This is a genomic window from Legionella longbeachae (assembly GCF_004283175.1).
GTDB classification, from domain to species: Bacteria; Pseudomonadota; Gammaproteobacteria; order Legionellales; family Legionellaceae; genus Legionella; species Legionella longbeachae.
Genome location: NZ_RXNW01000002.1, coordinates 173811 through 187600, shown reverse-complemented (window position 1 = coordinate 187600; position 13790 = coordinate 173811). Strand labels below are relative to the sequence as shown.

Sequence of the window (13790 nt, the reverse complement as noted above, 5' to 3'; positions counted from 1 at the left end):
TCCTCTCCCCCGCTAGACCTTTATATTTACAGATTCCATGATTTTTATTTCTTTAGTTAGGTTACGTACAGAGACCATTAGTCAAACACTAGCAGAACAGAATTAATCGTCAACACTGCCTCAAAATATCAACTAAGATTATAATTAAAAGAGATATATCAGAAAAAAACACTTATATGGATATTTTATTAATAGTTCTTATTACCTTATTTTTTTGCATGTGCTTTTTGCTCATTAATTTTTATGATTATTTGTCAAGGAGTGAATCATGAGTTTCTATTTCGGCTGCGGACTCATCGCTTTTGGCTTGTTAATTTATTTATTATTCGTATTATTTAAACCTGAATTATTTTAGTTTTAAAAACAGGAATGGATCTCCATGACTAAATTCGGATTACTCCAAATCTCATTCTATTTGCTCTTCTTACTATTGCTTGTCAAACCCCTTGGTTGGTATATGGCCCGAGTATACCAAGGCAAATCGTGTTTGTTAGATTCCTTAGTTAAACCCCTTGAATCGTTTATTTATAAGCTATGTGGTATTAATCCTGAAGAAGAAATGGGATGGAAAACTTACCTCTCAACGATGCTTTTAGTTAATTTCTTAGGATTACTGGCAGTTTTTCTTTTGCAAAGAGTTCAATACTATCTTCCCCTAAACCCACAGAATTTTACTGCCCCTTCATCTGATCTTGCTTTTAATACGGCAATTAGCTTTGCAACAAACACCAATTGGCAAGCCTATAGCGGTGAAACCACCTTTAGTTATTTGACACAAATGTTTGCACTTACAGTACAAAATTTTATTTCAGCTGCAACGGGAATGTCTTTATTAATCGCATTGATCCGAGGTTTAACAAAACGTGAAGGCTCAGGTTTAGGTAATTTTTGGGTTGATACTATACGAGGAATACTCTATATCTTACTGCCTTTATCATTCATTTTTTCACTTATTTTATGCTCACAAGGAGTAATTCAAAATTTTAAGCCCTATCAAAAAATTAGTCTGCTACATCCGTTTACTTATCAACAATCAGTTACAAATATAAAAGGTCAACCCCTATTAGACAATCAAGCTAATCCCAAAGTAAGCCCTGAAAAAATAACAGAACAAATTATTCCTATGGGACCTGCTGCCTCACAAATAGCTATTAAACAATTAGGTACTAATGGCGGTGGTTTTTTTAATGTCAACTCTGCCCATCCCTTCGAAAATCCTACTCCATTAACTAATTTTCTTGAAATGATAGCCCTATTACTTATACCAGCAGCTTTTTGTTTTACTTTTGGGATGATGGTTCGAGATAAACGACAAGGATGGTCAGTATTAATCGCAATGATAATCCTATTTATACCGCCTTTAATTCTTGAAACCATAGTTGAACAAAAAGGTAATCCAGCATTCCAAGCCATGGGAATTGACATGCAACCTATATCTGGACTTTACCCTGCAGGTAATATGGAAGGCAAAGAAACACGTTTTGGCATAGTCAACTCAGCAATTTGGGCCACGGCAACTACTGCTGCGTCAAATGGTTCTGTTAACTCCATGCTGGATTCGTTTACACCCTTAGGAGGGCTTGTTCCCCTTTGGATGATGCATTTAGGTGAAGTCTGTTTTGGTGGGGTAGGCTCAGGGTTATATGGAATGCTCATGATGATTATTATCACTGTATTTGTTGCGGGTCTTATGGTAGGCCGATCCCCTGAATACCTTGGTAAAAAAATTGAACCTTATGAAATGAAAATGGCCTCAATTGCCGTTTTGATTATGCCTTTAATCGTCCTTATCTCAACTGCTTATGCTTCAGTTACATCTTCAGGCATTAGCTCAATAGCCAATCCAGGATCTCATGGTTTCACAGAAATTCTTTATGCATTTACTTCTATGGGAAATAATAACGGCAGCTCCTTTGCAGGTTTAAATGTGAATACCCCTTTTTACAACATTCTGGGGGGCTTACTTATGTTAATTAGCAGATATTGGATTGCGATTCCTGCTCTTGCAATTGCAGGTTCACTTGTTAAGAAAAAACACATTCCCAGTAGTCCAGGCACTTTAGCAACTCATACGCCACTTTTTATTATTTTGTTAGTTTGCATCACCATTATCATCGGCGCCCTTTCTTTTGTACCTGCTCTTGCATTAGGCCCTGTTGTAGAACAGTTGATCCTTTGGGGAAAATATGGCTACTAAATTACATTCAATATGGGATTTTAACATCATTAAAGTTGCCTTGGTCGATGCATTTCTCAAACTCAAACCAAGCACACAAATTAAAAATCCGGTGATGTTTACTGTATATGTAGGATCAATTATTACCACTATACTTTTTTTACAATCACTTTTAGGGAAAGGAGAGGCACCTAGCCTTTTTATTTTAGCAGTTACCTTATGTCTCTGGTTTACACTCCTGTTTGCTAACTTTGCTGAGGCAATGGCAGAGGGTCGAGGTAAAGCCCAAGCGCAAGAATTACGTCGAGCACGACATGATATTCAAGCAAAAAAATTAACAAAAGCCTCTAAAAATGCAAAATATACCCTGGTCACTTCAGGCCAATTACGCACGGATGATCTGGTATTAGTCGAAGCAGGCGATTTCATCCCCAGTGATGGTGAAGTTATTGAAGGTATTGCCTCTGTTAATGAAAGTGCCATCACAGGCGAAAGCGCACCAGTCATCAGGGAAGGTGGAGGCGATCGTAGCGCGGTAACTGGAGGTACCCAAGTCATCTCTGATTGGTTAATCATACGCATCACTTCTAATCCCGGGGAAACATTTTTAGATCGAATGATTGCCTTGGTGGAGGGTTCAAAACGTCAAAAAACACCTAATGAGCTCGCGCTGACTATTTTACTCGCTGCATTAACCATTGTATTCCTGGTAGTGTGTAGCACCCTGCTGTCTTTCTCTATTTTTAGTGTATTTATAACCAAATCAGGCCAGGTCATTTCCATAACAGTGCTTATTGCTCTTTTTGTATGTTTAGCTCCAACTACAATCGGGGGGTTACTTTCCGCGATTGGTATTTCAGGCATGGATAGAATGATACAGGCTAATGTTATTGCTTTATCTGGACGTGCAGTTGAAGCTGCAGGAGATATTGATGTTTTATTACTGGATAAAACAGGTACCATTACTTTAGGAAATCGCCAAGCTACGGAATTTATCCCTGCTGAAGGTGTCAGCATCAATGAATTGGCTGATGCAGCTCAATTAGCATCACTCGCAGATGAAACCCCAGAAGGACGTAGTATTGTTATTTTAGCCAAAAGAAAATATAAGTTACGTGGCAGGGAGCTTGGGAAACTCAATGCAACCTTTATTCCTTTTACAGCCCAAACGCGCATGAGTGGCGCAAATGTTGGAAACAGACAAATTCGTAAAGGCTCGTTTGAAGCAATCAAAGAGTATATCAATCAGTTAGGTAGTATTATTCCCGAAAATGTACAAAAAAATGTCGAAATTATTTCGCGACAAGGAAATACAGCATTGGTTGTTGTCGAAAATCAAAAAGTACTCGGTATTATTCGCCTTAAGGATATTATTAAAGGGGGTATTCGAGAACGGTTTGCCCAATTAAGACAAATGGGCATTAAAACAATTATGGTTACTGGAGATAATCCGCTTACCGCTGCTTCAATTGCAGGTGAAGCAGGAGTAGATGATTTTCTGGCCAATGCCAAGCCCGAAGACAAACTTAAATTAATTCGTGAGTTACAAGCCGAGGGACATCTGGTAGCAATGACTGGCGATGGAACTAATGATGCCCCAGCTCTAGCTCAAGCAGATGTTGCGGTCGCAATGAATTCAGGAACACAGGCTGCAAAAGAAGCGGGTAACTTAGTCGATTTAGATTCAAACCCAACCAAATTAATTGAAGTGGTGGAAATTGGAAAACAATTACTAATGACTCGTGGTTCACTCACTACTTTTAGCATAGCCAATGATATTGCTAAATATTTTGCGATTTTGCCTGCGGCGTTTTCAAGCACCTATCCAGAACTTAATATTTTAAATATCATGCATCTGACAACTCCTCAAAGTGCTATTCTTTCTGCAGTCATTTTTAATGCGACTATTATTATTTTTCTCATTCCTTTAGCATTACATGGGGTGAAATACAAGCGCCTTCCTGCCGCTCAGCTTTTACGAAACAATGTGATCATTTATGGCTTTGGTGGATTAATTATTCCATTTATCGGCATCAAAATAATAGATCTGCTCTTAACTTTAGTGGGCTTAACAGGATAAAAATAATGATGGAACTCTTCAAACAAATAAAAATATCTTTATTTTTTTTACTCGTTATTTCGCTACTTACAGGTCTTCTATACCCTGTTGTAACTACTCTTATTGCTCAAGTATTGTTTCCATTCCAGGCAAACGGCAGCATAATCAAATATCAGGATAAACCCATTGGTTCTGCATTAATTGGGCAATATTTTGATGCACCTAATTACTTTTGGGGACGCCCCTCTGCAACCACTCCATTTCCTTATAACTCAGCAAGTTCTTCAGGATCGAACATGGGGCCGTTAAACCCTGAGTTTTTGGATATAGTCAAAAGAAGAGTGGCAACTCTTCATCAATTTGAAAATAAATTGATTTTAATTCCTGTTGACCTGGTAACTGCCTCTGCAAGCGGCCTTGATCCGGAAATTAGCCCCCAAGCAGCTTTTTATCAGATTCCTCGAATTGCTAAAGCACGTAATATTTCCGAACAAGAAATAATAACATTGGTAAATCAACTTATAAAAAAAAGAACTCTATATTTTTTGGGAGAGCCGCGTATTAACGTACTGGAGCTTAACTTGGCCCTAGATCATGTAAGGACTACTCATGAATGATTCACGTCCCAATCCTAATGCGTTATTGCAACAAGTGCTCGAAGAAGAAAAACAACAACAGCGAGGTAAACTCAAAATCTTTCTTGGAGCTGCTCCTGGCGTGGGAAAAACTCACTCCATGCTTCATGAAGCATTAGAAGAGCAAGCAAAAGGATTAGATATTATTGTAGGTATTGTTGAATCACATGGCCGATCAGAAATTGTGGAGATACTCAAAAACTTCGTGATTCTACCGAAAGTAACTATTGATTATCATGGCAAAAAACTACAAGAATTTGATTTGGATGCTGCTCTAAAAAGAAACCCTGGGTTAATAATTATGGATGAAATGGCGCACACAAATGTTACCGGTGTACGGCATAAGAAACGATGGCAAGACATTAAAGAACTGCTGGATCGTGGAATTGATGTATATACTACTTTAAATGTGCAACACATAGAAAGCTTAAATAATGATGTTTCCCAAATTATACATGCACCTGTCCAAGAAACTGTTCCTGATTTCATGATTGAAAGTGCGAATACCATTGAACTAGTCGACCTGGCACCAGAAGATTTGTTAAAACGTTTGGCAGAGGGAAAGGTTTATGTCCCCAAACAGGCGCAATTGGCTGCAGAATTTTATTTTCGTAAAGGTAACTTAATGGCATTACGTGAACTCGCATTACGCACATTAGCAAAGCGGGTTAATACTCAAGTACTTCTATATAGACAAGGGCAAGGGATAAAGAGCATCTGGCACATCATGGAAAAAATTCTCGTTTGTGTGGGGCCAGGACCAGAATCCCATAAATTAATCCGCTCTGCAAAAAAAATAGCAACGAGTTTTCAAGCAGACTGGATGGCTGTTTATGTCGATTCTCCTCGAACGCAACTATCAAGAACACAACGTAACCAAGCGATAAAAAACCTGTTTTTTGCCGAGCAACTAGGTGCTGAAACCCATATATTAATGGGATACGATCTTGTTAAAGAAATTCTTAATTTCGCCCGTGAGCAAAATGTTACTTTAATTATGATAAATAAAAGAATTCAAACGCGGTGGAGAAATTTTTTCGCTCGTAGCTTAGCCGATGAGGTTTTGCGTTATAGCAGTGACATTGATGTATATACCATAACTGAAATGGCCAAGAAGCCGCAAAAGAAAGCGCTCAATAAACCCCTTACCTCCTGGTTTCCCTATTTCTTATCGATCAGTATTGTTTCTGTGACAACACTATTCAATTTTTTGCTTTATTCATTAGTACCAGATGCAAACTTAATCATGGTTTATTTAATAGGCATGATTGCTATTGCCTCACTGGGACGTACCGGCCCCACAATTTCAGGGATTTTTCTCAGTCTTTTAGCGTACGATTTTTTCTTTGTTCCTCCTTACTACAGTTTTTTACCTAATGATGCAGATTATATTTTCAATCTCGTGATGATGCTCGTTATAGCAGTTATTATTTGCCAGCTTACATTGGTTACTCGGCGTCAATCAGAGATAGCACGCCTTGCCGAATATCAAACGTCTACTTTATATACTTTAAGCCGAAGGTTATCGAGAACACGGGGAATAGTCCGACTTCTTAGAACTGGAATTAATTATATTTCCGAAATTTTTCATTGTGAAATTATTGCATTACTGCCTAAAGATACACGCTTAGTGATTCGCGCGCGCTCCAAATCCCATCAAGAATTGGATGATAAAGAATACAGTATCGCTCAATGGGTATATGAGTTAGGTCAAAAAGCAGGACTAGGAACTGACACGCTATCTTTTTCTACTGCCATATTTATCCCTTTGCTCGGCTCCCGAGGTACTATAGGTGTATTAAGGATTCAACCTTTCAACAGTGACGAGTGGGCTACACCGGAAAAAATACAGCTTTTAGAATCGTGTGCCAATCAAATGGCCCTAGCTATTGAAGTGGATAGCTTACAGGAAGAGTCGCATAAAAATAAAGCATAAATTAGAAAACATGGAACTTTGAATCCATAGTTACTAATCTTAACTTAACACCATTACTGTACACCTTAGTCTGGAAAATATTTCTAAATTGCAATACGATAATGGTTATCTAGGTAAAAAGGATTTACTCATGATCATTGCAACCTTACATGCAGCAGGAAATGAAACTCGAGTAGCGATTACGCCTAACTCAGCGAAACAACTCATAAAATCTGGATTTGAAGTCAGCTTAGAAAAAAATGCTGGCCTGGCGGCAGGTTTTGGAGATCACGATTATGAACAAGTTGGAGTAACTATCAGCGACAGTAAGAAAAATATTCTTACAAATGCGAACATTCTTCTGTGCATTAATGAACCCAACTCCGAAGAGCTGGAAGGTTTATCACAGGGTGCTATTGTCATTGGTCATATTGATAATGATCCACACAGTCACTTAATCTCTTGGTGTAAAGAAAAGCAAATTACATTGTTGTCAATGAATCTTATTCCTCGTATCAGCCGGGCTCAAAGCATGGACAGTCTCTCATCTCAAGCCAATTTAGCAGGATATAGAGCTGTTCTGGAAGCAAGTACTCAATTTAATCGAGCTATCCCAATGATGATGACCGCAGCGGGAATGATTCAACCTGCTAAAGTACTTGTTCTTGGTGCAGGTGTAGCAGGCTTACAAGCCATAGCCACAGCCAAACGCTTAGGGGCTGTAGTTTATGCATTTGATGTACGGCGTGCTGCAAAGGAACAAGTTGAAAGTTTGGGGGCTGAATTTATAGAAGTCAACCAAGAGCACGACAGTGAAACAAAAGGTGGTTATGCCTCTGAAGTAAGCGAAGAATATAAAAAGTTACAAGCAGAGCTTATTGACCAATACGCTAAATTATCTGATATTGTGATTTCAACAGCATTAATTCCTGGTCGTAAAGCACCCGTTTTATTGTATAAACACACTATAGAACAAATGAAACCCGGATCAGTTGTCGTTGATCTCGCAACTTCTCGGGGTGGAAATTGTGAAGTAAGTGTTATTGATAAAACCATCAAACATGGGGAAGTAACCATCATCGGTTTCAGTAACCTGGCAGGACTGGTCCCAGCAACGGCAAGCGAACTCTATGCAAATAATTTAGTTCATCTTATTCATCTCCTGGCCGCAACGCCTCCTGAAATCACATTAAACCCCAACGATGAAATTATCCAACAAGCAGTGCTTTGCCATCAAAATCAATACCTACCGTTTCAGGTCAGAAAGGAGACTCAAAATGCATGAAATGAATAGTTTAGGAAACCCCTATATTGCGATACTCACTATTTTTGTATTAGCCTGTTTTGTCGGATATTACGTGGTTTGGAAAGTTACCCCAGCACTCCATACCCCTTTAATGTCTGTAACCAATGCAATATCCAGTATTATTGTTTTAGGTGCCCTCATTGCTGCAGGAAGTCAATTCATGGGAAAAATAACCTGGATAGGTGGCTTAGCTATATTTATTACCTCAATTAACATTTTTGGTGGTTTTGTGGTAACACAGCGCATGCTACGGATGTATAAAAAATAGAATAAAAATTTTATCTTACTTACAACAGAGCAGTAAATTAAGGATGATTTCTCATGACGACCCTGGTTCCCTTATTTTATCTTTTAGCAGCAATATGTTTTATCTTGGCACTTAAAGGCCTGGCCAGCCCCGCTTCTGCAAGAAGAGGAAATCTATTGGGAATTACGGGTATGATTCTCGCAGTAGGCTCGACATTAATGATGCCTTCAACATATCATCAATTCCTACTGATAAGTTTAATGATTGCAGGTGGAATAATCGGCACCTATATTGCCCTTAAAATTAACATGACTGCTATTCCACAATTAGTCGCCGCTTTCCACTCATTGGTTGGAATGGCAGCAGTACTTGTTGCATTCTGTGCCTTCTTATCCCCTGATTCCTTTCATATAGGCGCCCCTGGCGCAATCGCCAAAGCCAGCCTAGTGGAAATGAGCCTTGGTTTAATTATAGGGGCTATCACCTTTTCTGGATCTGTAATTGCTTTTATGAAACTACAAGGAGTTATGTCTGGGATCCCTATCAAGCTACCAAACCATAATACCATCAACCTTTTGAGCGCGTTGGGGACACTTGTTCTGTTTGTTTTATTTTTGATAAATCAAACGTTCACTCTTTTTTGCATTATGGCTGCATTGGCTTTTTTACTTGGTGTATTACTGATTATCCCTATCGGTGGCGCTGATATGCCAGTTGTAATCTCCATGCTTAACTCATACTCTGGATGGGCGGCTGCAGGAATTGGATTTACCTTAAGTAATCATTTACTTGTGATTACTGGGGCACTAGTAGGTGCCAGTGGAGCAATTCTCAGTTACATCATGTGCGTAGGAATGAATCGTTCTATTTTCAACGTAATTTTTGGTGGTATTCAAACATCTGAAAAACAATTGCAAGCCAATGCCACAACTGAATCCCGATCAGTACGACAAGGAAATGGTGAAGATGCCGCATTTCTTTTAAGTAATGCCAAAGATGTCATCATTATCCCTGGTTATGGTATGGCAGTGGCACATGCACAACATGCTGTCAAAGAATTAGTAGATGCGTTAGAACAACGCAATATTAGAGTTCGCTTTGCAATTCATCCTGTTGCTGGTCGTATGCCCGGACATATGAACGTATTGCTTGCGGAAGCCAATATTCCTTATGATCGAGTTTTTGAACAAAGTGAAATTAATCGTGATTTTGCAAGTTGTGATGTCGCCTATATTATTGGAGCAAATGACATAACCAATCCTGCGGCAAAAACAGATCCAAGCTCGCCCATTTATGGCATGCCTGTTTTAGAAGTTGAAAAAGCAAAAACTGTTTTATTCGTCAAACGAAGTATGGCACCTGGCTATGCCGGTGTAGAAAATGACTTGTTCTATCATGACAATACATACATGCTTTTTGGCGATGCTAAAGCAATGACCGAATCTATTGCTAAAGCGTTAGAAACATTATAAATAAGATTGTTCATGGTATAACTCATTTAATGTCAAGGTATACGATCGCTCCCGGAACGGAAAATGATTTAAACTTATGCAGCCGATAATTAATCAAAATAGATTAATCGCGTCAGTCCATATAATGTTATTACGTCCCGAGGATCATCCGAGAGATCCAGAAGCCACCCCGAATTGCTCGAATCTGTAGACAATCGGCTATACGTCGCGGTAAAAAGCGGCATGCTCATCAAGAGATTGCAGGTGCATAAAAAAAATATCCCTCATAATTTTTAGAATCATTTTGCAGGATAAAAAGTGGAATAATAACCGATATTTTTCATATATTTTTTTAATGAATATTAATTTGCCATGAAAGCAAAATAAAGGTATCTTAGACTATTAATTTTCATTATGGAGTGAATTAATGTTAAAAAAATTTGGATTTGGCGTATTATGTATTATGACCTCTTTAACTACTAATACTTATGCAATGGAAAGTCATGCACTCCAACAAGGAGTCACTATTGAATATGAATTACCTAGCAATGATCCCCAAGAGTTCGCTAATCCTATGTACTGGGCAATAGTAGCAAAGTGTAAAATTATTACAGAAGATGAAAATAATGATCTTTTAGTAGAAGCATTAGCTAAACAAGGAAAAGTCAATGAGACTCCTTTATCTAAAGGGCAGGTTTTACAAATTACTGTATACCCACACCAGATTCTGAAACTTAGTGCCGATTCAGGAGCAAAAGTGAAAATCACTAATTTAGGCCAGCATACAATAAAAGCTAGTTGTACGACCTAATTTACGAATTCAAAGAAAACCCATCGTTCGGGTAACACCCCTGATGGTCAGCAAATTATTTTCCAGACCCTCCGCTTTGCGGAGGGCGACGTTCGATAAACTGATAGCTATACTCAGTATATAAATACATTCCATGCCTTAATGGTGCAATAGGGTTAATCTTTTCAAGCCATGTAGCACACGCTCTTTTAGCAGATACTTATAATATGAAGCATGGATCAAGAGTATTATAATTATCTAAAAGATCACGTATTTTTATTAATCGATCAATCTGCTCTCGGTTCTTTTCTATATTTTGGTCATTTTTATCTAAAATTTTTGCATTCAGTGCAGACCATACAAAATTTATTGGTATTTTATTAGAGGCATCTTTAGCCATGGGATCAGCTCCGTGTTCTAAAAGCCAATTAACAACCAATGGTAAACCACGACGAGCCGCTGTATGGAGTGGGTAATATTGTTTACTGTCATTTGAAGGTTTATTAAGGTCTATTTCTGTTTGATAAAGCTCTTCTATTATTTCAAGCATGTCGTGCTGCGTGTCTACACGACACTTAAGAACTGCCCAATGTAACGGTGTGACAAATCTATTTGTATGTATATTTAAGTCTATTTTTTAATAGACACCTCTTGAAGAATCTCCTGCACTTTTGTTTTATCAATTTTGCTAATTGCATCAAGAAGATGAGATATGATCTCTTCATTATTTTTAAAAAACATCAAAAATCCACTTTAATTTTAGATTAATAGTATCCATGATGAAGGTTATCACGAAGGAGTTAATGCTCTCGAGTTGCATGAAACTTAATTTTCGGGTATCGCTCTTCAGCCATAGTTAAATTAACACGAGTAGGAGCGAGATACATTAATGCATCGCTTCCATCTAATGCTAAATAATCATGTGCCTTAGTGCGAAATTCACTCATTGCTTTATCATCATCTGAGTAAACCCAACGCGCACAAGCTACATTAACTGATTCATAAATACAATCTACTTTATATTCATGTTTCAAACGATGAGCAACAACATCGAATTGCAATACTCCTACCGCACCTAAGATTAGTTGGTTGCTGTTTAATGGTCGAAATACCTGGGTTGCCCCTTCCTCGGACAGCTCAATTAAGCCTTTTAGTAAAGCCTTGCTCTTTAAAGGATCCTTTAAACGAACCAAACGGTAAAGCTCTGGAGCAAAATTAGGAATACCAGTAAATTTTAATTGCTCACCTTGAGTAAAGGTATCACCAATCCGAATCGTACCATGATTGTGTAACCCGATAATATCTCCCGGCAAGGCCACTTCCGTATGTGATCGATCTCCTGCCATAAAAGTCAATGCATTGGAAATTTGTATTTCTTTACCAATACGCAAGTGACTTAATTTCATCCCTTTTTTATAAGCTCCGGAGCATATACGTAAAAATGCAATTCGATCCCTGTGCTTTGGATCCATATTTGCTTGTATTTTAAATACAAACCCAGAAAAAGGCTCTTCATTTGGAGATACTACTCGCTCCTGGGCATTTCTTGGTTGAGGACTTGGGGCATAGCGCACATAATCATCCAGTAACTCTTTGATTCCAAAATTATTAATTGCCGAACCAAAATAAACAGGGGTCATTTTTCCTGCCAAATAATCCTGCAAATTAAATTCATGCGAGGCTCCCTTCACAAGCTCAATTTCCTCACGTAATTCTTGCGCACTCTCCCCTAATATCTCATCTAATTGAGGGTTGTCTATTCCTTTAATCTGCATTGCATCTTGTTTTTGTGCATTTTTCCCCGCTTGATAAAGGTAAACGACATCTTCATAACGATGATAAATACCTTTAAAACGCTTTCCCATACCAACAGGCCAGGTCACAGGGGCACATTGAATCCCCAAAACAGATTCAACCTCATCGAGCAAATCAATAGGATCACGGCCTTCACGGTCCAGCTTATTAATAAAAGTCATAATTGGAGTATCACGTAAACGACATACTTCCATTAACTTTACTGTTCTATCTTCTACCCCCTTGGCCACATCAATCACCATGAGCGCCGAATCTACCGCAGTTAAAGTTCGATAAGTATCCTCAGAAAAGTCCTCGTGGCCTGGGGTATCGAGTAAATTCATGACGTGATGATTATGTATAAACTGCATTACAGACGTAGTAATAGAAATACCTCGTTCCTTTTCCATTTCCATCCAGTCTGAAGTGGCATGTCTATCTGCCTTGCGCCCTTTAACAGTACCCGCTAATTGAATTGCACCCCCAAATAGAAGCAGCTTCTCAGTTACAGTAGTTTTACCTGCATCAGGGTGGGAAATAATTGCAAAGGTTCGTCTTGTATTAAAATCCTGATAAAAATCGGACATGAAATTCTCTAAAATAAATATATTGTTTCGTATGTGGATTTTAAGCCATTCTTGAACAAATTCAAGACGAAACAATTGATGATCACCCAAATAATCGATATAACGAGAATGTAAACATGGTTATTGCCTCCAAAAATCTGTACAATTGTATCTATTTACTCTAAAAAGTTATGTCCGCTATGAAACGCTGTCCTTGGGTTGGAATCAACAAACCTTATTATGAGCATTATCATGATACAGAATGGGGTATCTCAGTTCATGAGGATCAAAAACATTTCGAAATGCTTATTCTCGAAGGTGCACAGGCAGGTTTAAGTTGGGAAACAATCCTCAAACGCCGCGAAACATACCGTAGTGCATTTAAACAATTTGATCCTCACGCTGTGGCCCATATGACGGATGAGGAGTTAAAAAGTTTACTCACTGATCCTGGTATAATCCGCAATCGACTTAAAGTTTTTTCAGCTCGCAAAAATGCCAGGGTATTTCTCGAAATCGTACAAAAATTTACTTCTTTTGATAATTATGTTTGGCAGTTTGTAAATGGAAGTCCAAAGATTAATTATCCCCATAGTATGCAAGAGGTTCCCGCAACAACACCCGAATCAGATGCTTTATCCAAAGATTTGCAAAAAAGAGGGATGAGCTTTGTAGGCTCTACAATTATGTATGCGTATATGCAAGCGATTGGCATGGTAAACGATCATTTAGTTGATTGCTTTTGTAAAAATCATAATGTCTGAATTGCAATAAAGAATACCGCATAGGAACTACCAGCCTTATTTTTGCCGCTGCAATAAACATCATAGTACGATTCATATGACACAATA

Annotated in this window: 12 protein-coding genes; 10 read left to right on the top strand and 2 right to left on the bottom strand. The window is 38.3% G+C overall.

Annotation, left to right across the window (positions count from 1 at the left end; all coding sequences use genetic code 11):
- Positions 1 to 268: 268 nt before the first annotated feature.
- From kdpF to EKG34_RS02830, 9 genes are all read left to right on the top strand, one after another.
- Positions 269 to 355, top strand: a complete 87-nt coding sequence (kdpF, locus tag EKG34_RS18945) for a K(+)-transporting ATPase subunit F (RefSeq protein WP_080619957.1) — start codon at positions 269 to 271, stop codon at positions 353 to 355.
- A 24-nt stretch (positions 356 to 379) separates the two neighbouring features.
- Entirely contained in the window at positions 380 to 2197 is a 1818-nt protein-coding gene (gene kdpA, locus EKG34_RS02865; protein ID WP_012979315.1) for a potassium-transporting ATPase subunit KdpA, read from the top strand.
- Positions 2187 to 4256 (top strand): potassium-transporting ATPase subunit KdpB, encoded by a 2070-nt coding sequence (kdpB, locus tag EKG34_RS02860; RefSeq protein WP_003635821.1) that lies wholly within the window; start codon positions 2187 to 2189, stop codon positions 4254 to 4256. The genes kdpA and kdpB overlap by 11 nt, the downstream gene beginning before the upstream one ends.
- Before the next feature lie 5 nt (positions 4257 to 4261).
- Positions 4262 to 4852: a potassium-transporting ATPase subunit KdpC gene (gene kdpC / locus EKG34_RS02855; RefSeq protein ID WP_003635819.1), complete on the top strand. Its 591-nt coding sequence runs from the start codon at positions 4262 to 4264 to the stop codon at positions 4850 to 4852.
- Positions 4845 to 6806: a DUF4118 domain-containing protein gene (locus tag EKG34_RS02850; protein ID WP_003635818.1), complete on the top strand. Its 1962-nt coding sequence runs from the start codon at positions 4845 to 4847 to the stop codon at positions 6804 to 6806. Before kdpC ends, EKG34_RS02850 begins: the two co-directional genes overlap by 8 nt.
- Positions 6807 to 6936: 130 nt before the next feature.
- Positions 6937 to 8070: a Re/Si-specific NAD(P)(+) transhydrogenase subunit alpha gene (locus tag EKG34_RS02845; protein WP_003635816.1), complete on the top strand. Its 1134-nt coding sequence runs from the start codon at positions 6937 to 6939 to the stop codon at positions 8068 to 8070.
- The gene (locus EKG34_RS02840) at positions 8063 to 8359 is read left to right on the top strand and encodes a proton-translocating transhydrogenase family protein (RefSeq protein ID WP_003635814.1); all 297 of its coding nucleotides are present in this window, start codon (positions 8063 to 8065) and stop codon (positions 8357 to 8359) included. Before EKG34_RS02845 ends, EKG34_RS02840 begins: the two co-directional genes overlap by 8 nt.
- Before the next feature lie 53 nt (positions 8360 to 8412).
- Entirely contained in the window at positions 8413 to 9810 is a 1398-nt protein-coding gene (locus tag EKG34_RS02835) for an NAD(P)(+) transhydrogenase (Re/Si-specific) subunit beta (RefSeq protein ID WP_003635813.1), read from the top strand.
- A gap of 406 nt (positions 9811 to 10216) precedes the next feature.
- Positions 10217 to 10600, top strand: a complete 384-nt coding sequence (locus EKG34_RS02830; RefSeq protein WP_003635810.1) for a hypothetical protein — start codon at positions 10217 to 10219, stop codon at positions 10598 to 10600.
- 199 nt (positions 10601 to 10799) lie between these two features.
- Here the strand turns inward: EKG34_RS02830 and EKG34_RS02825 are convergent, their stop codons facing one another.
- Positions 10800 to 11201 carry an ankyrin repeat domain-containing protein gene (locus tag EKG34_RS02825; RefSeq protein WP_125461290.1) on the bottom strand — a complete coding sequence of 134 codons (402 nt, stop codon included), beginning with the start codon at positions 11199 to 11201 and terminating at the stop codon, positions 10800 to 10802.
- A gap of 178 nt (positions 11202 to 11379) precedes the next feature.
- Entirely contained in the window at positions 11380 to 12960 is a 1581-nt protein-coding gene (locus tag EKG34_RS02820) for a peptide chain release factor 3 (protein ID WP_012979316.1), read from the bottom strand.
- Positions 12961 to 13139: 179 nt separating this feature from the next.
- Here EKG34_RS02820 and EKG34_RS02815 point away from each other — a divergent pair, with 179 nt between their 5' ends.
- Positions 13140 to 13703, top strand: a complete 564-nt coding sequence (locus EKG34_RS02815) for a DNA-3-methyladenine glycosylase I (protein WP_003635799.1) — start codon at positions 13140 to 13142, stop codon at positions 13701 to 13703.
- Positions 13704 to 13790 lie beyond the last annotated feature (87 nt).

Coding starts and splice junctions, on each gene's coding strand:
- kdpF (WP_080619957.1), top strand. CDS start 269: ATGAGTTTCTATTTCGGCTGCGGACTCATCGCTTTTGGCTTGTTAATT.
- kdpA (WP_012979315.1), top strand. CDS start 380: ATGACTAAATTCGGATTACTCCAAATCTCATTCTATTTGCTCTTCTTA.
- kdpB (WP_003635821.1), top strand. CDS start 2,187: ATGGCTACTAAATTACATTCAATATGGGATTTTAACATCATTAAAGTT.
- kdpC (WP_003635819.1), top strand. CDS start 4,262: ATGATGGAACTCTTCAAACAAATAAAAATATCTTTATTTTTTTTACTC.
- EKG34_RS02850 (WP_003635818.1), top strand. CDS start 4,845: ATGAATGATTCACGTCCCAATCCTAATGCGTTATTGCAACAAGTGCTC.
- EKG34_RS02845 (WP_003635816.1), top strand. CDS start 6,937: ATGATCATTGCAACCTTACATGCAGCAGGAAATGAAACTCGAGTAGCG.
- EKG34_RS02840 (WP_003635814.1), top strand. CDS start 8,063: ATGCATGAAATGAATAGTTTAGGAAACCCCTATATTGCGATACTCACT.
- EKG34_RS02835 (WP_003635813.1), top strand. CDS start 8,413: ATGACGACCCTGGTTCCCTTATTTTATCTTTTAGCAGCAATATGTTTT.
- EKG34_RS02830 (WP_003635810.1), top strand. CDS start 10,217: ATGTTAAAAAAATTTGGATTTGGCGTATTATGTATTATGACCTCTTTA.
- EKG34_RS02820 (WP_012979316.1), bottom strand. CDS start 12,960: ATGTCCGATTTTTATCAGGATTTTAATACAAGACGAACCTTTGCAATT.
- EKG34_RS02815 (WP_003635799.1), top strand. CDS start 13,140: ATGAAACGCTGTCCTTGGGTTGGAATCAACAAACCTTATTATGAGCAT.